This window comes from Vibrio sp. V30_P3S12P165, from assembly GCF_009904905.1.
Taxonomy (GTDB): domain Bacteria; phylum Pseudomonadota; class Gammaproteobacteria; order Enterobacterales; family Vibrionaceae; genus Vibrio; species Vibrio fujianensis.
Window position 1 is genome coordinate 13289 of the sequence record NZ_WXWH01000054.1, and the last position, 23566, is coordinate 36854.

General features: G+C 43.2%; 23 protein-coding genes. 8 read left to right on the forward strand and 15 right to left on the reverse strand.

Features of this window, described 5'->3' with window-relative positions; genetic code table 11:
* The first annotated feature begins 3 nt into the window (after window positions 1-3).
* The gene (malG, locus tag CAG57_RS10750) at window positions 4-894 is read left to right on the forward strand and encodes a maltose ABC transporter permease MalG (RefSeq protein ID WP_161428242.1); all 891 of its coding nucleotides are present in this window, start codon (window positions 4-6) and stop codon (window positions 892-894) included.
* A 325-nt stretch (window positions 895-1219) separates the two neighbouring features.
* Here malG and CAG57_RS10755 read toward each other — a convergent pair whose 3' ends face one another.
* The 3 genes from CAG57_RS10755 to CAG57_RS10765 all read right to left on the reverse strand — a co-directional run bounded on the left by CAG57_RS10755 (window position 1220) and on the right by CAG57_RS10765 (window position 3598).
* Window positions 1220-1471, reverse strand: a complete 252-nt coding sequence (locus CAG57_RS10755) for a hypothetical protein (RefSeq protein ID WP_099610889.1) — start codon at window positions 1469-1471, stop codon at window positions 1220-1222.
* Window positions 1472-1632: 161 nt separating this feature from the next.
* A complete protein-coding gene (locus CAG57_RS10760) occupies window positions 1633-2397 on the reverse strand; it encodes a DeoR/GlpR family transcriptional regulator (RefSeq protein ID WP_161428241.1) in 765 nt (254 codons plus the stop codon).
* Between the two features lie 298 nt (window positions 2398-2695).
* Window positions 2696-3598, reverse strand: a complete 903-nt coding sequence (locus tag CAG57_RS10765) for a DMT family transporter (RefSeq protein ID WP_161428240.1) — start codon at window positions 3596-3598, stop codon at window positions 2696-2698.
* A 96-nt stretch (window positions 3599-3694) separates the two neighbouring features.
* On the opposite strand from CAG57_RS10765, the gene CAG57_RS10770 reads away from it, so the two are divergent.
* The gene (locus CAG57_RS10770) at window positions 3695-4492 is read left to right on the forward strand and encodes an AraC family transcriptional regulator (RefSeq protein ID WP_161430753.1); all 798 of its coding nucleotides are present in this window, start codon (window positions 3695-3697) and stop codon (window positions 4490-4492) included.
* A gap of 16 nt (window positions 4493-4508) precedes the next feature.
* On the opposite strand, the gene pyrC is transcribed toward CAG57_RS10770, so the two are convergent.
* A complete protein-coding gene (gene pyrC / locus CAG57_RS10775) occupies window positions 4509-5537 on the reverse strand; it encodes a dihydroorotase (protein WP_099610885.1) in 1029 nt (342 codons plus the stop codon).
* 237 nt (window positions 5538-5774) lie between these two features.
* Between pyrC and CAG57_RS10780 the strand changes: the two genes are divergently transcribed.
* Window positions 5775-7595 (forward strand): hybrid-cluster NAD(P)-dependent oxidoreductase, encoded by a 1821-nt coding sequence (locus CAG57_RS10780; protein ID WP_161427252.1) that lies wholly within the window; start codon window positions 5775-5777, stop codon window positions 7593-7595.
* Window positions 7596-7674: 79 nt separating this feature from the next.
* On the opposite strand, the gene CAG57_RS10785 is transcribed toward CAG57_RS10780, so the two are convergent.
* Complete coding sequence (locus tag CAG57_RS10785) at window positions 7675-8781, reverse strand: 1-acyl-sn-glycerol-3-phosphate acyltransferase (RefSeq protein WP_161427253.1); 1107 nt, start codon at window positions 8779-8781, stop codon at window positions 7675-7677.
* Window positions 8782-8960: 179 nt separating this feature from the next.
* Between CAG57_RS10785 and CAG57_RS10790 the strand changes: the two genes are divergently transcribed.
* Complete coding sequence (locus CAG57_RS10790) at window positions 8961-9572, forward strand: AraC family transcriptional regulator (protein WP_161427254.1); 612 nt, start codon at window positions 8961-8963, stop codon at window positions 9570-9572.
* Between the two features lie 16 nt (window positions 9573-9588).
* Here the strand turns inward: CAG57_RS10790 and CAG57_RS10795 are convergent, their stop codons facing one another.
* Window positions 9589-10188, reverse strand: coding sequence for a hypothetical protein (locus tag CAG57_RS10795; protein WP_161427255.1), 600 nt, complete (start codon window positions 10186-10188; stop codon window positions 9589-9591).
* 114 nt (window positions 10189-10302) lie between these two features.
* Window positions 10303-10605 carry a YfcZ/YiiS family protein gene (locus tag CAG57_RS10800; RefSeq protein WP_099610880.1) on the reverse strand — a complete coding sequence of 101 codons (303 nt, stop codon included), beginning with the start codon at window positions 10603-10605 and terminating at the stop codon, window positions 10303-10305.
* A 319-nt stretch (window positions 10606-10924) separates the two neighbouring features.
* On the opposite strand from CAG57_RS10800, the gene CAG57_RS10805 reads away from it, so the two are divergent.
* A complete protein-coding gene (locus CAG57_RS10805) occupies window positions 10925-11389 on the forward strand; it encodes a TetR family transcriptional regulator (RefSeq protein WP_099610879.1) in 465 nt (154 codons plus the stop codon).
* 182 nt (window positions 11390-11571) lie between these two features.
* Window positions 11572-14586, forward strand: coding sequence for an EAL domain-containing protein (locus tag CAG57_RS10810; protein ID WP_272924572.1), 3015 nt, complete (start codon window positions 11572-11574; stop codon window positions 14584-14586).
* A gap of 106 nt (window positions 14587-14692) precedes the next feature.
* Here CAG57_RS10810 and panF read toward each other — a convergent pair whose 3' ends face one another.
* The 4 genes from panF to cspE form a co-directional block, all read right to left on the reverse strand.
* Window positions 14693-16156 (reverse strand): sodium/pantothenate symporter, encoded by a 1464-nt coding sequence (gene panF, locus CAG57_RS10815; protein ID WP_161427206.1) that lies wholly within the window; start codon window positions 16154-16156, stop codon window positions 14693-14695.
* On the reverse strand, window positions 16149-16430 hold the full coding sequence (locus CAG57_RS10820; protein ID WP_161427205.1) for a YhdT family protein: 282 nt from the start codon (window positions 16428-16430) through the stop codon (window positions 16149-16151). The genes panF and CAG57_RS10820 overlap by 8 nt, the downstream gene beginning before the upstream one ends.
* A gap of 247 nt (window positions 16431-16677) precedes the next feature.
* Window positions 16678-16821, reverse strand: coding sequence for a hypothetical protein (locus CAG57_RS16060; RefSeq protein ID WP_170887274.1), 144 nt, complete (start codon window positions 16819-16821; stop codon window positions 16678-16680).
* A gap of 272 nt (window positions 16822-17093) precedes the next feature.
* Complete coding sequence (cspE, locus tag CAG57_RS10825; RefSeq protein ID WP_078925922.1) at window positions 17094-17306, reverse strand: transcription antiterminator/RNA stability regulator CspE; 213 nt, start codon at window positions 17304-17306, stop codon at window positions 17094-17096.
* A 277-nt stretch (window positions 17307-17583) separates the two neighbouring features.
* On the opposite strand from cspE, the gene yghU reads away from it, so the two are divergent.
* Window positions 17584-18453: a glutathione-dependent disulfide-bond oxidoreductase gene (yghU, locus tag CAG57_RS10830; protein ID WP_161427204.1), complete on the forward strand. Its 870-nt coding sequence runs from the start codon at window positions 17584-17586 to the stop codon at window positions 18451-18453.
* Between the two features lie 47 nt (window positions 18454-18500).
* On the opposite strand, the gene yjeH is transcribed toward yghU, so the two are convergent.
* The gene (yjeH, locus tag CAG57_RS10835) at window positions 18501-19757 is read right to left on the reverse strand and encodes an L-methionine/branched-chain amino acid transporter (RefSeq protein WP_099610876.1); all 1257 of its coding nucleotides are present in this window, start codon (window positions 19755-19757) and stop codon (window positions 18501-18503) included.
* Window positions 19758-19928: 171 nt separating this feature from the next.
* On the opposite strand from yjeH, the gene CAG57_RS10840 reads away from it, so the two are divergent.
* Window positions 19929-20543, forward strand: coding sequence for a LysE family translocator (locus CAG57_RS10840; RefSeq protein ID WP_161427203.1), 615 nt, complete (start codon window positions 19929-19931; stop codon window positions 20541-20543).
* On the opposite strand, the gene CAG57_RS10845 is transcribed toward CAG57_RS10840, so the two are convergent.
* The 3 genes from CAG57_RS10845 to CAG57_RS10855 form a co-directional block, all read right to left on the reverse strand.
* Window positions 20490-20744 (reverse strand): hypothetical protein, encoded by a 255-nt coding sequence (locus tag CAG57_RS10845; RefSeq protein WP_099610874.1) that lies wholly within the window; start codon window positions 20742-20744, stop codon window positions 20490-20492. The genes CAG57_RS10840 and CAG57_RS10845 overlap by 54 nt on opposite strands.
* A gap of 179 nt (window positions 20745-20923) precedes the next feature.
* Entirely contained in the window at window positions 20924-21634 is a 711-nt protein-coding gene (locus CAG57_RS10850; RefSeq protein ID WP_237665871.1) for a VirK/YbjX family protein, read from the reverse strand.
* An 85-nt stretch (window positions 21635-21719) separates the two neighbouring features.
* Window positions 21720-23156, reverse strand: a complete 1437-nt coding sequence (locus CAG57_RS10855; protein ID WP_161427207.1) for a glyceraldehyde-3-phosphate dehydrogenase — start codon at window positions 23154-23156, stop codon at window positions 21720-21722.
* Window positions 23157-23566: the final 410 nt, after the last annotated feature.

Sequence of the window (23566 nt, forward strand, 5' to 3'; positions counted from 1 at the left end):
AATATGGCTATGGTTCAAGGAAAATCGCTCAAATATCGCGTTTGGGCTTCACATCTCGCGTTATGGGCATTCTTAGCATTGATTATTTTCCCATTGTTAATGGTCATTGCTATCTCTTTTCGTGAAGGTAACTTTGCGACAGGTAGCCTGATTCCAGAAAGACCATCACTGGAGCATTGGAAACTGGCGTTGGGCATTGCGGTGACGAATGCGGATGGCACCGTCACACCACCGCCATTTCCTGTCTTGACTTGGCTGTGGAACTCAGTGAAAGTGGCTTCAATTTCATCCATTTTTATCGTCTGTTTATCCACGACATCCGCATATGCCTTTGCTCGTATGCGTTTTAAAGGTAAAGACACTATCTTAAAAGCGATGATGATTTTCCAAATGTTCCCAGCAGTACTGGCTTTAGTGGCCATCTATGCACTGTTTGATAAGCTTGGGCAATACATTCCATTCTTAGGGCTAAATACTCACGGTGGTTTAATCTTCGCTTATCTTGGCGGTATTGCTCTGCACGTATGGACAATCAAAGGTTATTTCGAAACGATTGATAATTCGTTAGAAGAAGCCGCAGCACTGGATGGTGCGACACCTTGGCAAGCCTTTAGATTAGTTTTGTTGCCTCTATCAGTGCCTATTTTGGCTGTGGTCTTTATTCTGTCATTTATTATGGTGGTGGGTGAAGTTCCGGTAGCATCATTACTGCTTTCTGATGTAGAATCATACACACTTGCCGTTGGTATGCAGCAATATCTTTACCCGCAAAACTATCTGTGGGGAGACTTTGCCGCCGCAGCCGTGCTGTCAGCATTACCAATCACGGCCGTATTTTTACTTGCACAACGTTGGCTTGTCGGAGGACTTACCGCTGGCGGCGTGAAAGGATAATAAAAATAGGGCGGCCATAAGGTCGCCCATTTGTTCTCTCTTAACACTTTTGGTTTGGCCGCCGATCAGTTAAGAGTGCACAAGCTTCTGGCGTTACGCATAGCTGGCTGTTAGCTCTATTCCTTACTAGCTAAATGACTAACAGTTTTTGTAACCGGAACCTGAGCCATGCTCAGGTTTTTTTATGCTCGTTTGGTCTCTAAGTGTGATGATCGCTTAATAAATTGAAAACACAGGGAGTAGGATAAAGCTTACGCGCCAAGAGGAAAGTGACGGGTTAGGATAATGCGAGTCAGATCTAATTGATTATGATCAGCGAGCGAAGCTAAAATTCACGATTTGAAGGTGCACATCCGACGTACTGGAGTAAAACATATAAACTCTCTTGCTGTAGTGCAACTCGACGGAAGAGATCGGCAAACGTATCATCGCCGCCAAAACACGTTTTTATGTAATGATTAATATCATCAGGGTGATAGCCTTCGACATAGAGAGAACGAACCCATTGATATTCCACCGCTTTCGCATTCGTAAGCGTTGATTCACTTAATGTGATTTGTTTGAGCGTTAAGGGCATGAATGTTTTCTCTGACTGATGATGTAGATATTACAGCAAAGAAAAATGAACCTTCCATGACAATAAAAATATGCCGTTTCACTGAGCGGCAGCGGATTATTATTGACCACTCCACTCCACTCCACTCAGCGCAACATCGGCCGTCAAGCCACTCTATTGCATTACAGTGCCACTTGTATGGTGACCTCATGTTCTTGGGCGAAAGACTCGATCTCTTTTGGTGGCGATTGATCGGTAATCACCAAATCGATATCAGCGAGAGTGCCGAGTTTAACCATCGCATTGCGACCAAATTTACTATGATCAACACCGAGATAAACACAACGGCTATTCTCAATAATGGCGCGTTTCACTCGGACTTCATGGTAATCAAAGTCAAGCAGAGAACCATCGTAATCGATACCACTGATCCCCAAAATACCGAAATCGAGACGAAACTGAGAAATAAAATCTAAAGTCGCTTCACCGGTAACGCCACCATCTTTATTGCGCACTTCGCCACCGGCAAGAATAATACTAAAATCAGGCTTATTCATGAGGATGGTTGCAACATTGATATTATTGGTCACAATGCGTAAATGATGGTGTTCTATCATTAATGCTCTCGCGATCGCCTCTGGGGTGGTGCCAATATCAATAAAGAGGGTGGCACCGTCTGGAATATGTTTGGCTAAAGCGGCGGCGATGGTTTCTTTTTCTGTTTGCAAGGTGACTTGGCGTGTGTGATACGACGAGTTTTCAGAACTGGTCGCGATCGTAGCGCCACCATGATTACGCCGTAATTTATTGGCATCAGCTAATTCATTAAGATCGCGGCGGATGGTTTGTGGGCTGACATCAAACCGTTCAACCAATTCTTCTGTACTCACAAAACCTTGAGTTTGAACAAGTTCAATAATTTCTTGATGGCGTTGAACCGCTTTCACTAGCATATCCTTATACGTTGAGGTGCTATACCTAAGAAATTTCAATTTTCATCTAAATATATCCTTCCTACTTGAAGCTGTAGGGGTGTTGGCTATGTTCGTTCATCCCAATCACATAGCCTGTCTATGCTGATGGGGATTTACTTACTTGCCGCCTAGCTACAACTCTAAGTTGTTTGGGTATAAATGTTTGAGGTCATTTGAGCGTATAAGTGTACGGTTTACTCAATAAAATTCAATGAATTCATTCGCTCAATGCTCGTTTTATGAAAAACGAACATTGAGCGGTCAGTGAATATCAGAGCGATGGCGCTTTTTCTATCGGTTTTAATGCCATTGTTCGGCGAGTTTTTAATTGCGATAAAATCACCCCACTAATGACCATTAAGCCACCGAACAAGTGGTAATGATGGATTTGTTCTCCAAGCAAGGTGGCGGCTAGTGTAAGAGCGACGACGGGTAATAAATTCATGAACATTGCTGAAGAGTCGGCCCCAATGGCATTGATTGCTTTTATCCACATCCAAGGCGCAAGCAATGAGGCGGCAATGCCGGCATACGCCATGAGAAATAGAGAGCCTTCGGTTGGAAGTAAACGCTCACTGGTTAACCAGAGTGGCGTTAGCATAATCACGGCACATACCCCTTGTAAGTAGATCAGGATCCAACTGTTAAAAGGCATTTTCCAGCGTTTGAGTAATACGCAGTAAAATGCGTAAACGATTGCGGCAAGTACCATTAAGCCATCGCCTTGAGTGATGGGTTGATGAAGGAAAAATAGCATATCGCCTTGTCCAAGCATTAAAGCTAAACCAATAAATGAAATGATACCGCCCGCAATGCTTAATCCAGAAATTGATTTATGCAACAAAGGGACACTAATAAAGACACTCAGCAGCGGAACGAGAGAGGTGATTAACGACATATTAGAGGCCGTCGTTGTTAATCCCGCGTAGTAGCCTAGTGATTGATTGAGTACCATCCCTAGTAGCGCTAAACCGGCAAGTTTGGGTAAATAAGGTTTGATCAGATGGCGCTGTTGATACACCTTGGGTAAACAAAATGGACTTAAAATGAGCACGGCAATAAACCAGCGATAAAAACTCATTGCGCTGGGTTCTATGACGCTCGCGGCCATTTTATTGACAATGGAGTTGCCTCCCCAAATCAGCACCGTAAATAAAGGAAGTAAATAAATCATCGTTTTTATCGCCAGTTAAGTATTGGCGGTAGTGTGACAGGTCTATATAATTATATATATCTTTAAAAAGACACCTTGAGCGATAGGAAGACAAGTTTGATAAAGCCAGTAAGAAACCTTCACCCCTCATTATCAATCGAACACGCACCATCCGATGTATTTATGAATTTTGAAGCCTTTCTTTCTAATACCGAAACACGAGAGCACAGCCATCATTGGGGGCAAGTACAACTCATTTCGGGTGGCATCTTAGAAATGGAAGCGGAAGATACACGTTTTCTCGCACCGCCACATTTAGCAATTTGGGTTCCGGCTGGTATTCGTCATAAAAGTTATAACCGTCGACCATTGGAGTATTGCTCTCTTAATATTGCCACCGATATGACACATGCCTTTCCTAATAAAACCAGCTTAATTAAAGTTACACCGATTGTGTCAGCAATTATTGATGACTTTCGTCAGCGAGAAGTAAGTGTTGCCGATAATGTTAAGGATAAACGTTTGGTGCAAGTGTTATTAGATCAGTTGGCGACTCAAGAAACACAGCACCATTTTTTACCGACCAGTGATCATAAATATTTAGCCCCGATATTGCAGGCGATTGAAGAAAATCCAACCGATGAAACGAACTTATCAGAATGGGCACAGCGGATTCATACCACCGAGCGTACCCTTGCTCGTTATTGTCAAGCCGAGTTGGGAATGAGTTTTACCGAGTGGCGGTTACGTGTGCGTTACCTTTATTCGATGGAACTACTGCGCCACGGACAGTCAGTCAAAGAGGTGGCATTAACACTAGGCTATAACCAAGCCAGTCCATTTATTGCGATGTTTAAAAAATACTCCGGCCAGACACCGGAGCAATATAAAAATCGTGTATTATCGCTTTGTTGATAGGATTTTAAACGAGTTATTTAACCATCCACTGCACAGCTTCGCCGGCGCGGATTGGGGTGACAATCTCTTTCCCAAATGGCAAAGAGGCCGGCACATCCCACGCTTGTTTAGTGAGTGTGACAGTATCACTATTACGTGGTAACCCATAAAAATCAGGCCCGTTATGGCAAGCAAATGCGACTAAATTTTCCAGCTTTCCTGCCTGTTCAAAGACTTCTGCATAAAGTTCTAAAGCGGCATGTGCGGTGTAAGAGCCTGCGCAACCGCAAGCGGCTTCTTTATTGCCTTTTGCGTGAGGAGCTGAGTCGGTACCTAAGAAAAATTTCTTATTACCGGAGGTGGCGGCGGCAATCAACGCATCTTGGTGAGTGGCCCGTTTGAGGATCGGTAAGCAATAAAAATGCGGGCGAATACCGCCAACTAACATGTGGTTACGGTTAAAGAGTAGGTGATGTGCGGTGATGGTCGCTGCGAGATTATCACCCGCATGTTGGACAAAGTTAACGGCTTCGGCGGTGGTAATGTGTTCTAACACAATCTTTAATTGTGGAAAATCTTGCACGATCGGGGCTAACACGGTTTCTAAAAAGGTTTTTTCTCGGTCAAAGATATCGACATCGTGCGTGGTCACTTCTCCATGGATCAAGAGTAGTAGCCCTTCTTCTTGCATCGCTTGCAAAACCGGGTAAATATTTTTCGGGTCGGTAACACCGGAATCTGAATTGGTGGTTGCACCTGCTGGATAGAGTTTTGCGGCGACAATCGCTCCTGAGGCTTTGGCGTTACGGATTTCGTCAACAGAGGTGTTGTCTGTTAAATAAAGCGTCATTAAGGGTTCAAAATGCGCCTGAGGTTTTGCTGCCATAATCCGCTCACGATAAGCCAGCGCCATTTCTGTGGTGGTGACGGGTGGGACGGTATTAGGCATTATCAAGGCGCGCCCGTTATAACGGCTAATATCGCGTACTGTATCGATTAGAACCTCGCCATCACGCAGATGGACATGCCAATCGTCAGGGCGAGTGATCGTAAGTGTTGTCATAAATTGCTCCCACCATGGATAAGTTGAATGATTGGAGCCTAAACTCAACCGTTTGATATCACGCAAACGCTTCCGTTTAAGCGACCGGATGATAGAGCAAAAGCGGCACAATATCATCTTTTTCTTGAAAGAAAAGTCGGCTGAAAGGGGCTTTGTGAACATTTGAGGACGATTGAATCTTGCTTTATTTGTTTTAGTATAGCCAGTGTAGAGAATAATAATGAATAAGGAATCGTAATGTCGTCAACGCTGCTTGCACAAATTTCGCTCTATCCCGTAAAGTCGATTGGTGGATTGTCTCTTTCCAGTGCTTGGGTTGAAAAACAAGGTTTGATGTTTGATCGTCGCTTTATGTTGGCTTTCTCCGATGGCAGCATGGTGACAGCGAGACAGTACCCCGCCATGGTTAACATTCGCTCGGTATTGACACCGAATGGTCTGATATTTTCAGCTCCCAATAGGCCCTCATTAAAGGTGTGTTACCAGACATTTAAAATGCAACCAGCTCAAGCTCAAGTATGGAAAGACCGTTTTACTGCTTATACCACCACGGATGAAGCCAATGATTGGTTTAGTGATATATTGGGCCGACGCGTTGAGTTGTTGTTCACTGGAGAGCAATCTCATCGCATACGTGAAAAAGTGGGTAGTAATGTCAGTTTTGCTGATGGTTATCCTGTGCTGGTGATTAGCCAAGGCTCATTAGATGAACTGAATCGCCGGAGCGCAGAAACGCACAGTATGGAGCAGTTTCGAACCAATTTAGTCGTTTCTGGAACCGAACCTTTTGCTGAAGATGGTTGGAAGCGTATTCGAATTGGGGAAGTAGAATTTGAAGCGGTAAAACCTTGTGAACGCTGCATTCTAACAACGGTCGATGTGAAGAAAGGCGCGTTTCGGGCATCGAAAGAGCCTTTGCACACATTGGCTCAGTTTCGTGCCAATGAACAGGGTGGAGTGTTTTTCGGTCAAAACTTGATTGCCAAAAATGAAGGCATGATTCATGTTGGCGATGAAATAGAAGTGCTCGAATACAAAAAGAAAGAGATCTATATCGATCACCAATTGACTCGTTATCAAATGACCTGCGTAGAGCGTGAAACAATAGCCAATAATTTTGTTACCTTCTGGTTGGAATCGGATCAGGTCATGCCCGATTATTTACCCGGTCAGCATTTACCGATTGACATCATGTTGGATGGGGAAATGGTTTCTCGCTGTTATACGCTCTCTTCTAGCCCTTCTCGCCCCGGCCGTTTGGCCATTTCAGTTAAAGGTATTGAAGGTGGGCTAGTCTCCAACTGGTTATTGGATAATTTACACCTTGGAGACACACTAGAAACACAATCACCGAATGGGCATTTTTATTTACAGCCTCAGCCGTCGTATCAGCCTCTGTTATTACTTTCAGCTGGCAGCGGGGTGACTCCCATGTTGTCGATGATTCGTTATCTGGCCGATCAAGGCCAATTAAAAGATGTGGTGTTTTATCATCAATGTCGGACAGTGAATGATATTCCTGTACGGGAAGAGTTGGAGCAATTAAAGCGAACTTACCCAGGCTTCAAAATGATGATTTGTTTAACCCAGCCACCGATAGATTGGTTTGGTTTAAAAGGGCGACTATCCTTATCTCATCTTAAACAAGTGCCTAATCTGATACAGCGTCAGGTTTTTGTCTGTGGCCCAGATGGTTTTATGCAAAAAGCGAAAAATTTATTGCTAAAACAGGGGTTACCAGAAAGTGCCTACCATCAGGAGGTCTTTGGTACCAAGCAGTCGGTGAGTAAATCGTATCAAGCCGTACAAGTTAGTGTTAATGGTCAAACTTTTCAAGGTAATAACCAAAGCAGTTTACTTGAACAGGCCGAAGCAGCAGGGGTTATCATGCCTTATGTTTGCCGAGCTGGGTTTTGTGGAGCATGCAAAGTGACAGTGACGTCTGGCAAGGTCTCTCAGCCAGACGTGTCAGCATTACAAGAAGAAGATCGGCATCAAGGACAAGCGTTGGCCTGTTGCTGCATACCAGAAACGGATATCGACGTGGTCAGCGATTAGGTAGTAAAATAACAGCCTCATTTTGAGGTCATGATCAGCTGAAGCGTCAACGTTCGTCGATGCTTCAGCGAATAGACGGTTACGCCTTATTTTTCACTGGGTTGGCATAGCTATCGAGTAAATAGCGATGCGCACCGTCAGGTAAATGTTGTAATTTATCCGCTAATTGTGCTTGATGTTGTGTTGTTATCCCTTCATGGTCTACTTGTGCGGCAAGATAGTTGATCGGATAAAGACGATAGTGATGGTGAATTTGTCGATCAATTTCAGCCGCTAATGATTCTGGTGTGTTGAAGGGCTCACTAATCACATCACCAAAAGCGACATGCACTCGCCCTTTATCGCCGACAATGCCTCGAATAATGCTCTCTATATCTTCAAACTCTCCCTTTTGATATTGACCGAGGGTCGCTTTTTCATATAACTCACGCGCTTTTGCTATATCACATGGGTCATTTTCATAAGAAATGGACACTGGTACAATTTTTAACGATTGAATATAGTCGGCAAACTCAATTTTTTGTTTACGTCCCTCAACGTGAAACATTTTTAAAATGGCAGGGTCTGTAAAGTCGTTACCATCTTTTGCGCGTCCCTCTTTTTGAGCAATCCAGATCGAGTTGCCCGTATCGAGAGAATATTTGATGTAAGCTGATAAGGTACTGAGTGCCTTCATCATTTCTCGTGGACCTTTCGCGGAACGTTTGACAATAAAACTTTTGTTCAGCCGCATTAATTCGGTCGCACAGGGTTTTTTGAGTAAATTATCGCCAATGGCAATGCGTACCGTTCGGTGACCATATTGATGCAGACCATAATTGACCAGTGCGGGATCCATCGCAATATCACGGTGGTTAGAGATAAACAAATACGAGGTGTTCTTGTCTAGCTTATCTAACCCACTGTAGGTGACTCCTTGAGTCGTGTGCGCTAATGTCTGATCAAGATACTTTTTCACTTCCAGTTGAATCGCTTCCACGGAGGTAAGCTTGGCCCACTTAAATTTAAGATAAATTTTTACGAGTGGCCCTATTAGAGGTTTGAGCCAGGCAGGTTGGCGCGCAAAGCGGTGTTGCAAAATCGCGGCAATAAACTCTTCGTCATTGATCAAACGGTCAATGGCGGCAGGAATTTCCTCGTCATTATAAGGACGAATATCGAAATATGGATCGTTGGTTGAAGTCATAGTTTTGTACATCAAATAATAAATCGGGCTTATTCTACGCATACTAGTAAACTGTCGCAGCTACTGTTCGCACAGAATTTATAAGGTCAGACCAGAATCGGGCTGGTAAGGTTCAGTTCAGTTGGCTTTTTTATCGAGAAGCGTTACTCTTAGCGCCCTCTAATGAGATGAGGCAAACCATGAACTACGCTATTCAGTCAGAAACTTGCACGTTCCCTTATTTGCAAGTGACGGCGCGAAAACGTGCGATTAAACATAGCTTGATACAGGTTAATCAAGGGTTAGTACTCTTTAAGCTGGGTAAGCAAGAATACGCGATTGAAGCCCATCAAGCACTTTGGATTCCTTTAGATTGCTTGTCGGCGCTGACGTTCTTCCCTAACACGCAAATCACTAAGGTTGATTTTTCTGTCCGGTTACCCGATAGCTTCCCTCGTCAAGCGGGAGTGATCAGACATAGTGACCTCAGCTTGGCGGTGATTCATCGCCTGCGAGAAAATTCAAGCACAAATGCAGTGTACCCGCATTTACATCAGGTCTTGAAATATGAAGTGCAGAACTTTGAACCCAAACTAAAAATGAGCGCTTTAAGCCAAGCGTTGAGTTTGTGGTGTCCGATGCAATCGGGTCACGTAAGTAAAGAGCAGCATGTGGTGTTATTGGTGCGAGAAGCGCTAAAGCGTCGTCTTTCTGGTGTGAAGGAAAAAGAGATTGTTGATCAGTTGTTCAGTGGCCAGTTGGATCAATATTATCAGTTATGTCAGCTTACTCTTGGTGGCCCTTTAGGGTAATTCTCTCATAGAAAAACTACCTCGCGACCACGCCGCCTAACGTTAAGTTGGTCGGCCATTGTTGGATTTGATTGCCACCTAAAAAAATATTGCCATTGACGGTCATCGTCTCTGGAAAACGAGTAATCTTAGACCCGCCAATATACAGATCACCCTGTACGATTAGTCCATTTGGTAATGCTTCTAACGGGGTTCGTACCACGCTTAAGTCTCCTTTGACGGTCAGCCTTGGCGGTAAACGTACTAATGGTGTATCGGTGAGGTTTAAGTAACCGCCAACGTTTACTCCTGCTGGCCACTGAGTGATTTGTGTACCGAGTAAATTAGCATATCCCCGAATAAAAGTGCCTTTAGGAATACGTGCCAGTTGGCTATTCGATGCCTCTAAACTACCTTGAATCGTCAACCCTGATGGGAGCGTTCGGATCGCGGTTTGAGCAATATTTAGATTGCCTTTCAGCGTTAAACCTTCTGGAAGTTGAGTATAGGGTTTATTACGTAAATTCAAATTGCCATAGTTATCTAAATGGTTCAGGATTTGGTATTGATCAAGAGGGGCCGCGACCAAAGAAAAAGAGCAGAGTAAGCTTAGTATGTACATTAACCAGCGTGGCATGATCTGTTCTCTCAGTATCCGTTGGGGCCGTGTATGCCCGTCATTGTATTACTCATTTAATGGGGCGTCTTAAGGGAAAAAGTGAGCGTGGGTGCGCTCACTTTCTGATACGGTTTAGCGTGCTAGAGAGCGAGATTTAAGTTCAAAGATCAGTTTTTCTGCGCTGACTTCAAATTTAAACCGAGCATGCAACTCTTTTGCGTCATCAGCCATAGGTAGCACTTGGTGCTCAACATGGCTGCACACTTCCTTAGCTAACTGAATATATTTATCTAATTCCTGTTGCAGAAGTGTTGGGTTATCTGCAATAACAGTGACTTCGGCAACTTCATCACCTTCTTTAATGATAAAGCCCATTTCTCCCGCTACACCACATGCTTCACAGACTTCATTTTCTACGTAGCATCGATCACTCATCTCTTTATCCTCTTTCAAAATATAAGGTTATTTTACCTCTCTTGAACCGAGGATGCCAACTCAATCACCTTACTAAGCCATGAGCTGAAATTAAGCCTAGCGTTAACGGCTAGCTATTTGGTGAGTGAAATAGAGAAGGGTTGTGACTCATATCTAAGAATTTTCACACAATGTGCCAGTATTTTGTCAGAATGACAGGTGTTTCATTGTCTTGCTCAAGGGATTATAAGATGATTCTTTTGATACCTAAAATTATTGCGAATGATGAGTTACCGCCGGTTGAAAGAGATACTAATACTGTTATAGAAGAGCCTAAATCATGCCAAAACGTAGTAAAGAAGACACAGAGATCACTATCCAGATAATTATGGACGCTGTCATCGATCAATTATTAAGATTGGGGTATGACAAAATGTCTTATACAACATTGAGCCAGCAAACCGGCGTCTCTAGGACGGGAATTAGTCATCATTTTCCTAAAAAAACGGATTTCGCATTAGCGCTTGATGGGCCTATTTTTAACTTATTGCTACAAGATTTAGAATTCGAACAAGGAAGCGAGGCTTTTACTCATAGTTGGTTACGCGCCTTACAAGAAAGTGAGCGGTTTTTATCCATTCTTCGTTTGATTTTTCACCATGTGGTGGCGGCAGAGCGTGCTGAAACCTTTTCGCAATTAGCGATTGAACGTCTTTATAAGCTCGCGCAAGAGAAATTCGGGGCTGGAAGTGAGCAACAAGTTGAGTGGTTGCTGGGTAAATCGTTAGTGGTGATGAGTCAATAACCCACAGATAAATCAAGTCTGCTCGGATGCTTCACTTTTGGGCTCGAATGGGGGCGATAGTGGTTTGCATCGCTCTTTTAGTGCACTAAATGTGCGATTGAAATCATTTTTAACAGTACAGCATTTATAAATATTAAGCAGTTAGGCATTATGAACTTTTCTTTTCAAGGATGAGTGATGATATGCCTAGCGATTTGAGTGCATCTAGAGTGACGATCGGTGTTGTGATGCCGATGCTTAGTGGCTTCTATATGGGAGAAATTAGTGCCACATTCCGTCAATTGGCGGAACAACAAGGCGTCAATCTTATTATTATTCGTTCTGGCGATAGCCGTGATTTTTCACTGCCCATTGCATTACATCAAATCGATGCGTTGGTGGTCGTATTGCATGCGGCAGCAAACACGTATGTGGAAGCCGCCACTCGGATGGGTATTCCGGTTATCTCCATGGGGGCAAGCTATGCTCCTTTGCCTGTTGAACAGTTTTCCAGTTTACAAAGTAGTGGCGTTGAGCAGCTATATCAGTGGCTGGTTTCATTAGGCCATCAACACATTGGTTTTTGTGGTGATCTTTCTGTTACGGATATCCGCTCTCGATTTAATGCTTTTAAACAGTGTGTGAAGCGTTATCACCATCGAACCTTTGATACCTCTCAATTATTTAGTGTTGAAAATTGTCAGTTAGCGGGAGGGCGACAAGCGGCGGAAGAGTGGTTAACGCTGTCGGTGAACCGTTGTTCGGCGGTTATTTGCGCTACTGATCAAAATGCGCTGGGCATGATTGAACAACTGAAACGGCATAATATTGATATCCCTGATGATCTTGCCATTGTTGGGATTGATAATATTTTCTCAGGTGGTCGAATTACGCCCTCGCTAACCACGGTTGATCAACAGTTAGAAGTGTTGACGCGTACCGTTTTCCAGCGAGCGTTAGATCGTATCGCTGGAGTCGATCTACGGCGAGAAGTGTTTCATATTGAGCAAAGCTTAGTGATTCGCCAGTCGTGTGGTTCGATATCGCTTGATCAACCGTTAGATCTTGATCCAACATCGATTCGATATGCTTTGCTGTATGAGGCGTTACATTCTCCTTCTGAGCTGTTTGATAACCTTTATTCTTTAGCTAAAGAGGGGTTTCAGTCTATTCTTGATGCCCAAACACTCTATCAGTGCCAATTAAAGAGAGCAGAGCTGCACCGTTACGAACAATATCGATTAATCTCCCAACGCAGTTTAATGAGTAGTCATGAGGTGATGTCTCAAAATGAGATCCTGCAAGATGTGCGAAACCTACCGCAATTAGAGACTTCAGAAGCCAGTGTCATTACTGTCCTTCCGGTTAATCGAGGAGAACAGGGAAATTGGGATGTTGTCACTGTGGTTGAAAAGCAAAATGGTGAGCCAAGCATTGCTCAATCCGCTATGTTTTATAACTATTTAGATATTTTATCACTGTTTATTGAACGTGATGCATTGATTGAAACCAGCCAACAACGGCATAAAAAGTCACAGCAATTATTGCAGCAGCTGAAAGTGGTCTCTAGTAGTTCAAATGATGGTATTTGGGAGTGGGATCTGCTTGAACAAAGGCTCTACTGGAATGGTCGCTTGAGTGTCATGTTGCGTTTTACTCAGTCTAATCAATCCGGTGTGATTGACCCTCAGTTATTTCTGAACCGTATTCATCCTGAAGACATGGTGGCATTTGAACAAATGATTCAAGAACACCTGACCACTATGACGCCATTCAAAATGACACTCCGCTTATCCCGTGATGATGGACACTATATTTGGGTACAGATGAATGGATCGGCGATTCGCAACCATCTTGGTCAGCCAGTTCGAATTGTCGGATCGATGATTGATATTACAGAGCAACAGGAATCAGCCGATAAAATTCATCAAATGGCTTATTACGATGGGCTGACAGGAATTGCTAATCGTCGTAAGGTCATGGAAGTCATCGAACAGCATATCAAACGGCATCCTGGGCAACCTCGAGCGGTGATGATGATGGATCTGAATCGTTTTAAAATGGTTAATGACACATTCGGTCATCAAGTCGGCGATGCGTTACTTTGCCATGTCGCTGAAGCGTTGACAAAATCATTACGCTCTCAGGATCTTATTGGTCGTTTTGGTGGTGATGAATTTGTCTTTTTCTGTGATGTTGTCAACACACATCAAGCCTCTGAGCTGGCGTTACGTTTATTGCGTGCGGTAGAAAAACCGATGTGCTACCAACATATTGAATTGGTCAGTCAAGCCAGTATTGGAGTTGCATTTTATCCAAGCCAAGGATTGAATGCTGATGAACTAATTAAAAATGCCGATATCGCCATGTATCGTGCGAAACAAATGGGTGGCGGCAAGGTGATGCATTATGAGAAAAAAATGCATCAATCTTTTGAAAGTCATTTACAAACCGAACATTTACTTAGTCAAGCGATTGAGCAAGGTGAAATACACGTTCATTACCAGCCGTTATATGATAATCGCAGTAAACAGATCTGTTCTGTCGAAGCTCTGGCAAGATGGTCGTCACCCACCTTAGGTGTGGTTCCGCCGAACCAATTTATCGCGGTCGCAGAGAACAGTTTCTTAATGATGAAACTGGGAGACTGTATTATGGATCGCGTGTGTCAAGATGTTGCTTCATCATCATGGTTACGCAGTTTAGACCATATTTCGGTCAATATTAGTGCGCGTCAGTTAGTGCATAGTCACTTTACCCGTCACTTATTAGAAAAAATTAAAGCTTATCGACTTTCCCCTGCGCTCTTTTGTTTAGAAATCACAGAAACGGCTGCAATTTCAGATAAAGAAAGGAGCTATCGAACATTAAGAGAACTACAAAGCGCCGGCTTTAGTTTATCATTGGATGATTTTGGGACGGGTTTTTCTTCGTTATCTCTCTTGAAAGGGCTACCGATTAAAGAGGTGAAAATTGATCGATCTTTTATTAATGATATCAGTGAAAAACCATCAAACTTAGCGTTTATACAAGGGCTGGTGAGTATGGTACAAAGCCTTGGTTTTCGTGTGGTTGCCGAAGGGGTGGAAACCTTGCCTCAAATGGAAGTATTAAGCCAATTGGATATTGATATTATTCAAGGTTTTTATTTTTCTCAACCGAAAAGTTTGGCGGAATTAGAAGTGGCCGCGAGAGAAGAGTGCGTTTCAGAACGGTAAGTGGAGAGAGCGCTGCACTTACCGTTGATCCCATTGATTTATACCCTAAGGTTTGTTTATCTTTCGAACAAAATTTAACCGCGAAAGATAAACAGACCCTAGTATATTAACGAGTTTTAAGCCATGTTTTAGACTCAACTGGCTGAGGTTTGACAAGGCTCATAATAATAAAACTCAGTAGGCCGAGCAGTAATGTGGGCACTATCGGATGAATGCCCGCAAGATCCGGCTTAAACCACATAAGGCTAAGGTAAGTGGTCAATCCAACAACCATAGAGCTTAATGCACCAATTGGTGAGGCTTTTTGCCAATAGAGCCCCAAAACTAATGGCCACAAGAAGACCGCTTGTAACCCGCCTAAGGCAATGAGGTTTAACCAGACGATCATTTCAGGTGGATTGGTCGCAGCAACAAAGACTAACAGGGCAAAAATCGTTGTGATCCATAACGATAAACGGTTAAGTTTTCGTTCAGCATTAGGTTCATTCACTAACTGAGGGTTAATGTAATTGATGTATAAGTCTTTGAGTAAGGTGGCAGAGGATTGAATTAATTGGGAATCAATCGTTGACATAATCGCCGCCATCGGCCCCGCCAAAAAGATACCAGCCACAAAAGGAGGCAATACGGTCATCATCAGTGTTGGCATAATTTGATCTGGGCTTGCCAATTCAGGGATGACGGCACGCCCCAGCGCCCCGGTGATATGAGTCCCAAACATTAGCAGAGCAATCATAATGGTGCTAATTACCATTCCCTTATGTAAAGAAGCACTGTCTTTATAAGACATACAACGAACAGCGGCATGAGGAAGGCCAATAACGCCAAAACAGACCAACACCCAAAAGCTGAGCATAAACGGTTGGCTAAGAAAGTGGTCTGGGCCATAGGGCGTGACTAATGCTGGGTCAATACGATGCAGTTCGGTGACTAGCTCTCCCAAGCTCCCGCCTGCATGAATGACGCCAGCCAGCAAGATAATCGTGCCAATTAGCATCATGATGCCTTGGATGGTATCGGTTAATACCACGGCCCGAAAACCACCAATAGTGGTATACAGCCCCACAGTAGCAGCAAAAATGAATAATCCATGCTGATATGAGAGCCCCGTAACCGTTTGTAATAAGCGCGCCCCTCCAACGAATTGAACCACCATGGTGCCAAAGAATGCTAGCAATAAGGCCAGTGAGGCAAGAATGACGACGGGTCGGCTTTTAAATCGCGCATATAGCATATCATTGAGTGTGACGGCATTATGTCGACGAGCTTCTATGGCAAACTTTTTTCCCAATACACCGAGTGTTAGCCATGTTGCGGGCAACTGAATCATTGCCAGTAATACCCAGCCTAACCCCATTTTATAAGCCGCACCGGGCCCACCAATAAAGCTGCTGGCACTTGCATAGGTAGCAGCTAATGTCATGGCTAAAACAAACCCGCCCATACTACGACTACCTAGAAAATATTCATTAAGAAAATTACCGTTAGCCTGATGACGGCGGGTAAAAAAAGCAATAGCAAATACCCCGATAAGGTAGACCACTAAAGGGATGATCAATACGTTATTCATGGGTATCACGCGCCATCGGGTCGAGTGGAATATCACGGTAAAAGATCTTGACCATGGCAGCACATAAAACCGTAAACAGAATTGGGCCGATAATACAAGAGAGTAAAAACCAAAGCGGTAGCCCCCAGTAAAGCGTTGGCATCGTTGTGTCTTGTTGAGGAGCAGAAAATCCATAAGCAGAGATATACCACCAGAGCAAGTAACAAAGTGCTAAGACAATGGCTGTGAGTGCCTCTCGATGAGCTTGTTGCGTGATACGAGCTTGTGGAGTCATCAATCTCTCGCTGTGTGTAGATATTTTCGGGGAGAGGTATGGTATACAAATGTGCTGCAGGGCACAAAATATTACGTCAATAAATCAGTAAAAGGGTCGTAATTTAAAGCGAATTGGTTGAAAAGTGAGCGAATTTAGAGCGAGGGTTAGATGGGGAGCAAAAGCAAGCCAAATCGTGATAGACGCCTTTCAGTATGCTGAATAAAGGATAAACACACTAAAAGGCAGTAAACCATACGTGATTGAGTTACGCACCGTACTGCTTATCGAATTCTCGTTGCTCTAAAATATCTTCAATTCTTTTACGTGTCTGGTGCTGCGTTAAGGGTATTTTTTCACTACTGGTATTTTGTGCTGGTGGATTTTTTACTTTTTTCGGGATTTTAGCCATAAGTCATCATCAATTAAAATTAAACATCATTTATTAGTACACTAATACGATATAAATGCTAGTCAAATAGCGTGTTTATTAGCAGCATCCCACATAATGTGTAAAGCAAAATGTCGTATGACCTCCAATTAAGGCGGTTGAAAGTTTCGGTGTCACTGGATGGGAATTTGTTTGACGGATCAAAAGGAAGGATAGCGCGGAACCAATGAAGGGTTAAACAAGCAGAGACAAAGAAATAGCGCGATAAATTATCGCGCTATTCATGATTCTATTTACAGAACCACAACTTGTTCTGCTTGAGGGCCTTTTTTGCCCTGCTCTACGCTGAAGCTTACTTTTTGTCCTTCAGCAAGAGTTTTGAAACCGTCTGAAACGATAGAATTGAAGTGTACAAACACATCGCTTCCGCCGTTATCTGGAGTTAGAAAGCCGAAACCTTTAGTTTCGTTGAACCATTTTACTGAACCTGTCACTTTAGCTGACATAGTTACCTCTATATTTTAATGACACTAAACAATAAGTGGCCGATAGATAAGCTATTAAACGGTAGATGAAGGTAAACTTGCACAGGCACTAAACGAAAAGGTTCGATGGTTTTCTGAGAAAAAACTTACACTTAATATCGCATTAACAGCTCTTCTTAAGAGCCGAGATTCACTATACACGGAGTGGAACAAATAGCTACACTTATTTCTTGTAGAGACGGTTTTTAGCAACCAAGTTCTCATATTCGACAAGACTTTTCATCAAAAGGAAATCAGCATGGCTAACGAGTATGTACCCCCAAAAGTGTGGACGATAGACCAGGATAATGGTGGTCAATGGGCCAGTATTAATCGCCCAGATTCAGGCGCTCGATTTGAGCAAGTGTTACCTAGAGGAGAGCATCCCATTCAGCTCTATTCGATGGGAACACCAAATGGGCAAAAAGTAACGATCATGCTAGAGGAGTTACTTGCTTTAGATGTAGCTGATGCTGAATATGATGCTTTTTTGATCAAAATTGGAGAGGGTGATCAATTTGGTTCGGGGTTTGTGGAGATTAACCCCAATTCCAAAATTCCTGCGCTGGTCGATCAATCTACACCTGAGCCGATACGCGTGTTTGAATCAGGAAATATTTTACTTTATCTCGCTGAAAAATATGGTTATTTTCTGCCAAAGGCTTGGGGCGCGAAAACGGAAGTGATGAATTGGCTATTTTGGTTACAAGGTAGTGCGCCTTACCTTGGGGGTGGGTTTGGTCATTTTTATGCGTATGCACCAGAAAAATTTGAGTATCCGATTAATCGTTTTGCAATGGAAGTAAAACGCCAGTTGGATGTATTGGATAAGCAATTGGCCAGACATCGTTACATTGCTGGTGACGAATATACCATTGCTGATATCGCCATTTGGCCTTGGTACGGCAACCTAGTGTTGGGCCACGCCTATGATGCCGCTGAGTTTCTCGACGTACAAAGCTATCAACACGTGCAACGTTGGGCGAATCAGATGGCAAAACGTCACGCAGTACAACGAGGTCGTATCGTAAACCGTGCTTGGGGTGAGCGTTGGGAGCAGCTACCAGAGCGCCATTGTGCGGCGGATATTGATAGGGTGTTGGCCCATCAAAAAACACTCGATGTTTAACAAAGTCATCAAGGCTCTCGAGTGTATTTGAGAGCCTTTTTATCAGTTTAGGCAACAGGAGAAGGGGTTTTCTCCGCCTTTTTCCAAGGAAAAACGAGGAGAAGGAAAATGCCTAATGCATAGAGCATCGACCAGCCTAAACAGAGAAATACCGCGCTGCATAAAAATAAGGCAATCGTTGCTAGTAGTTTGGCAAATCCACTTAACAGTTTACAGGCGGCAAACATTGCCAGTAGGTAAACCAAAATAAAAATTCCGTTGGCCAATTTCAGGAAAAACTCAAGATCAATACCTGATAGCTCTCCTAAAATACACGAGATAAGCAAAATAAAGCCCACAACCCAAGTCGCATTGGCTGGAACGCCACGAATGGATAGCCGAGCAATTGCGCTTTTCGGACGGTATTCTCGGGCTTGTGCCCAGACCATACGCGATAAACTCTGGGTATAAAGGTTAATACTGGCAAAGCAAGCTAAGAATCCAATTAGGCTAATGACGGCAGCTAATTGGGAGCCAAATAGTTGATCGCTTAACCATGGAATGGAAGCACTGTCAAACTCAGGGCTCCCGTAGGCTCCAAATTTTAAAATAACGGCAGAACAAGCCCAATAGGTGGCTCCTGCAACAAAACAGCCGACCAAAATGGCAATTGGAAAATCACGCTGCGGGTTTTTAAATTCTTCGCCCATATGAGCAAAAGCTTCTATGCCCACAAAACACCAAAACATGACACCTAAAGCGGCCCCGATTGACCAAAGAGAATCGTGAGTTAATGCTGGCATGATTAAGTCTTGTGTCGTGACTTCGCCTACCCAGAAAAAACTGGCTACGAGAGCGAAAATACTTAATGCGATCCCCGTTTGCAGGCGTCCTGATGATTTTGTGCCGGCAAGATTAACCCCGATTAACAGTGCGATGGTCAGCGCTTGGCAAAAAACGGGGTTGGCTAACGGTGCGGGTAACAATGCTTGCAAAAATCCAGCGGCAAGGGCAACGGCAGCTGGAACGCCAACAGGAATAACACTGACAAATAGCCATGCAACGGCACGCTCTAAGCGAGCATTAAAGGCTTTACGCACAAAGTAGGCTGTGCCCCCTGCGTTAGGGTAGCGTTTGCCTAATGCAGCAAAAGTGAGAGCGATGGGGCAAATCGCGATAAATAAAATAAGCCACGCCCATAAAGAATATTTTCCCGCTATTCCTGCTGCAATCGCGGGGATCATAAATAACCCGGTTCCCATTAGCGTTGTGGAAAGTTGTCCGATACCAGACAATAAAGTGATATCCTTATTCAGTTGTTGCACCGTGTTGTTTCCTATCGTGAAATCATCACCTGTCCTTATAAAGGGCGGTCTTTTCGCTAAGCATACCCCTAAGCTCAGTAATGTGCATTAGGTAAAATACCGGTTGCAATTGGCCGAACATCTAACGTCACCATAAGTGATGGGAAATTTTTATCAGTAAAGGTTATCGAAATGACGTTAACAGTGTGGTTTTCTTTATTAAGTGTTTCTATTTTAGGAGCAATGTCTCCAGGGCCAAGTCTGGCTATGGTGGCAAAACATAGCTTAGCAGGTGGGCGTAAAAATGGGTTAGCAACAGCCTGGGCTCATGCGCTGGGGATTGGAGGATATGCGTTTATTACTCTTGTCGGCCTTGCTGTAGTGCTACAGCGCTCTCCACTACTTTTTAGTTTGATTAGCTACGCAGGTGGGGGATATTTAGCCTACTTAGGTATTAATGCATTACGTTCGAAAGGTGGGGTAGCGGCAAAACTCGAATCCGGTGAGTCGGTGAGCATAATTCAGTCGGCTAAAGAAGGGTTATTGATTTCTCTGCTTAACCCCAAAATTGCCTTATTTTTTATCGCACTTTTTAGTCAGTTTGTTTCGCAAAGCAGTGAGCTAGTCAGTAAAATCATCATCATCGTCACACCATTTATCATTGATGGGCTTTGGTACAGCCTGATTACGTTATTGCTTTCTAATCCGAAATTGCTGGATAAATTACGAGCGAGGGCCGTAGTGATTGACCGCTTATCTGGATTGGTCCTCATCGCTTTGGCGATCAGAGTGTTGATCTCGGCGTGAGACTTCTTCGAACTCTCCTTCGATCACATCACTGTTTTCATTATTTTTTGCTTGATGGAATGGACGGCGTTTTAATTGTTTTTCTAAGCGTTTACCCGTGATAAGCGCAACGATCATTAGTGGAATAGCCAATAACAAACTGAAAATCAAAGCGAAAAGCCCACATACCAGTGTGAGTGTGGTGACTAAAAATCGATACATAATCCTTACTCCGATACGTTATGAGCCATCATCATAACGTATCGAAGAGGAATAAAAAATCAATACATATATTTAAACTCACTAGGGCCTGTTTACCTTTCAAGCTGATTTTTGCAGCAGTTTGTGGTTTCTTTAGACAAAGCAGAGGCTTTGACATTGTATCGATCTAAAAATCAGGATTAAGAGCATAATAAACACGGTTGCAGTGAATGAATCATTTCATCCTTAAATTGATCAAGCCACAGATATCTTTCTCGATACATTTTTCTTTTAGGGCGTTTGATTTCTTCCATTGCTTTTCTTTTAGATTCAATTGGTAACGCATAGAACCATTGGTCATGTTCAGTACCATCATGTTCTTGCCACAATTGATCGTAATTTAAATTTATTTTCTTGTTGTACCGTTTGGCATTATAGATATGGGCTGAATTTTTTATAGCATAAATATGTTCAATAGCTAGATGTTGAGCAATAATTTGCAGTGCTTCTACCATAAATGATTTAGGTCTTAACCCGAACACCGCTTTGGTAAATAGTCGGCTAAAGCCGTTATCATTCGTTGTACCTTGTATACATCCAATCAATATTTTATTGTTTTGAAAAGTAAATCCTAGGGTGTAATATGCATCCCCACTGGCATTTTCAAGTGATAGTGCTAGTTCACCCTCTTTTCGTATTTTTCCATCAAAGCTGAGTGTTAATGGATACCTATCGTCTCCGATAGGTATTTCCGCTAAATATAATGGTGTGACACAGAGATAACCAAACTTTATGAGCACCGATACAGCATACGATGAAGATAGACAACGAAGGCGGCGATAATTTTTGTCGGCTGATGAGGCGTTAATGAATCTTAAAAAAGCCGCCAATATCAGCAATAATGGCGGCAAATTTGGGGGAATTCCCGTCAGATCTGAGTATAGCGTCACTCAGCCCATGCGGATTTATTTTTATTATGCTGTGCAGTTCATGGTTTCACTGCATCGGGTAAGTTGTATAGCGAACCCCCATCATTTGCTCCATACAATGAATCACTTGGCAGCTATAACCAAATTCGTTGTCATACCATACATAAACAACGCAGCGGTTACCTTGGGCAATGGTAACGGCTCCATCGACAACTCCAGCATGGCGAGAGCCTACCAAATCAGTTGAGACAATTTCGGTTGAGTCAGTGTAATCAACTTGCGCCGACAAAGGAGAATGAATCGCAATACCGCGTAGATATTCGTTTAATTCCTCTTTGTTGGTTTCTTTTCGCAGGTTGAGGTTTGCGACTACCATTGAAACATTCGGTGTTGGAACGCGAATCGAATTTCCGGTTAATTTACCTGAGAGTTCTGGGAGTGCTTTTGCCACCGCTTTTGCCGCTCCCGTTGAAGTTAAGACCATATTGAGTGAAGCTGAACGACCGCGACGCTGCCCCTTGTGGAAGTTATCAATAAGATTTTGATCGTTCGTGTAGGAATGAACGGTCTCAATGTGGCCTGAAACGATACCATAATGGTCATTTATCGCTTTTAAAATCGGCGTAATAGCATTGGTTGTGCAACTGGCGGCTGAAATGATGTTATCCCTGGGTTGGATAATCGTTTCATTAACCCCAAACACCACATTTTTAATATCGCCTTTGCCAGGGGCGGTGAGTAAGACTTTACTAGCTCCTGGGGAGGCAAGATGACGGCTTAACCCTTCGCGATCACGCCAAACGCCAGTATTATCAACGATAAGGGCATTTTGAATATCAAATTGGGTATAGTCGACCTCCTGAGGAGAGTTGGCGTAGATCACTTGAATGAAATTACCATTGGCAATTAGGGCATTTCGTTCATGATCAACGATAATGCTACCATTAAATTGACCGTGTACTGAGTCTCGTCTTAATAAACTTGCACGTTTATCAAGATCGCCATCTTTGCCTCCTCGAACCACAATGGCTCCCAAGCGAAGTGGATAGCCGGGACCACTCTTTTCAATCAGTAAGCGAGCCAGTAATCGGCCAATACGGCCAAAACCATATAAAACCACGGTTTTAGGCTGGTGGATTGTTTCGCCATTTAATACTTCTCGAAGTGTGGTCTGTAAATAATCTTGTAACGCATGTTGATCATCATGCTGTTGCCAGTATTGATGGGCGAGTTGGCCAAGATCGATTCGGCAAGGCGAAACGGCCATTCTAGCAAGGGATTCTAAAAGTGGCATGCTTTGCTCAAGTGCTAAAGACGCCCCGGTATAGCGTCGTGCGACTCGGTGAGTTTTAATAATATCAATGGTTGTAGCATTAACCAGCGTTTTACCAAAGAGTAGAATTTCAACGCCTTGCTGGCGATAGAGTTGGCCAATTAGAGGCGGCATAGATTCAGCAATTGTTTGGCTGACTTGCCAGTCTAAAAGATATTTTTCTGGACTTATTTTCACTTGGGGACCTTTCACGTTTTGTTGAGCACTATGTTCATTGCTATAACGTATGAACATGAGAAACATTTGTTCTCTCTTGCTTGAGTTGCCACGTTGCTGGAGAGATTGCTTTTCACTTGAACCTTGGTGATTTCATATTGAAAATAGCCGGTTTACACCGATCACAACATCAACTCATTTGAACGATTAACAGAGACAATCTCTATTGTGTTTGATATTGAGCTATTTGTTATTTGTTATTTTTATGTGTCGACATTGTAATCTCGTGTCGGTTATTCTGCTAGGAAAATTAATAACCCTATTTTTCGCTTATTTTTATGTAATATATAGTGGATATGGGGGAAGAATGGCTAATATGACGGGATTGACAACGTTAATAAAAGAGACTTATTTTGTGTTAATAA

Coding starts and splice junctions, on each gene's coding strand:
- CAG57_RS10810 (WP_272924572.1), top strand. CDS start 11,572: ATGCCTAGCGATTTGAGTGCATCTAGAGTGACGATCGGTGTTGTGATG.
- CAG57_RS10755 (WP_099610889.1), bottom strand. CDS start 1,471: ATGCCCTTAACGCTCAAACAAATCACATTAAGTGAATCAACGCTTACG.
- CAG57_RS10805 (WP_099610879.1), top strand. CDS start 10,925: ATGCCAAAACGTAGTAAAGAAGACACAGAGATCACTATCCAGATAATT.
- CAG57_RS16060 (WP_170887274.1), bottom strand. CDS start 16,821: ATGGCTAAAATCCCGAAAAAAGTAAAAAATCCACCAGCACAAAATACC.
- CAG57_RS10820 (WP_161427205.1), bottom strand. CDS start 16,430: ATGACTCCACAAGCTCGTATCACGCAACAAGCTCATCGAGAGGCACTC.
- malG (WP_161428242.1), top strand. CDS start 4: ATGGCTATGGTTCAAGGAAAATCGCTCAAATATCGCGTTTGGGCTTCA.
- CAG57_RS10780 (WP_161427252.1), top strand. CDS start 5,775: ATGTCGTCAACGCTGCTTGCACAAATTTCGCTCTATCCCGTAAAGTCG.
- panF (WP_161427206.1), bottom strand. CDS start 16,156: ATGAATAACGTATTGATCATCCCTTTAGTGGTCTACCTTATCGGGGTA.
- pyrC (WP_099610885.1), bottom strand. CDS start 5,537: ATGACAACACTTACGATCACTCGCCCTGACGATTGGCATGTCCATCTG.
- CAG57_RS10790 (WP_161427254.1), top strand. CDS start 8,961: ATGAACTACGCTATTCAGTCAGAAACTTGCACGTTCCCTTATTTGCAA.
- CAG57_RS10795 (WP_161427255.1), bottom strand. CDS start 10,188: ATGCCACGCTGGTTAATGTACATACTAAGCTTACTCTGCTCTTTTTCT.
- CAG57_RS10845 (WP_099610874.1), bottom strand. CDS start 20,744: ATGTATCGATTTTTAGTCACCACACTCACACTGGTATGTGGGCTTTTC.
- cspE (WP_078925922.1), bottom strand. CDS start 17,306: ATGTCAGCTAAAGTGACAGGTTCAGTAAAATGGTTCAACGAAACTAAA.
- CAG57_RS10800 (WP_099610880.1), bottom strand. CDS start 10,605: ATGAGTGATCGATGCTACGTAGAAAATGAAGTCTGTGAAGCATGTGGT.
- CAG57_RS10840 (WP_161427203.1), top strand. CDS start 19,929: ATGACGTTAACAGTGTGGTTTTCTTTATTAAGTGTTTCTATTTTAGGA.
- CAG57_RS10765 (WP_161428240.1), bottom strand. CDS start 3,598: ATGATTTATTTACTTCCTTTATTTACGGTGCTGATTTGGGGAGGCAAC.
- CAG57_RS10785 (WP_161427253.1), bottom strand. CDS start 8,781: ATGACTTCAACCAACGATCCATATTTCGATATTCGTCCTTATAATGAC.
- yghU (WP_161427204.1), top strand. CDS start 17,584: ATGGCTAACGAGTATGTACCCCCAAAAGTGTGGACGATAGACCAGGAT.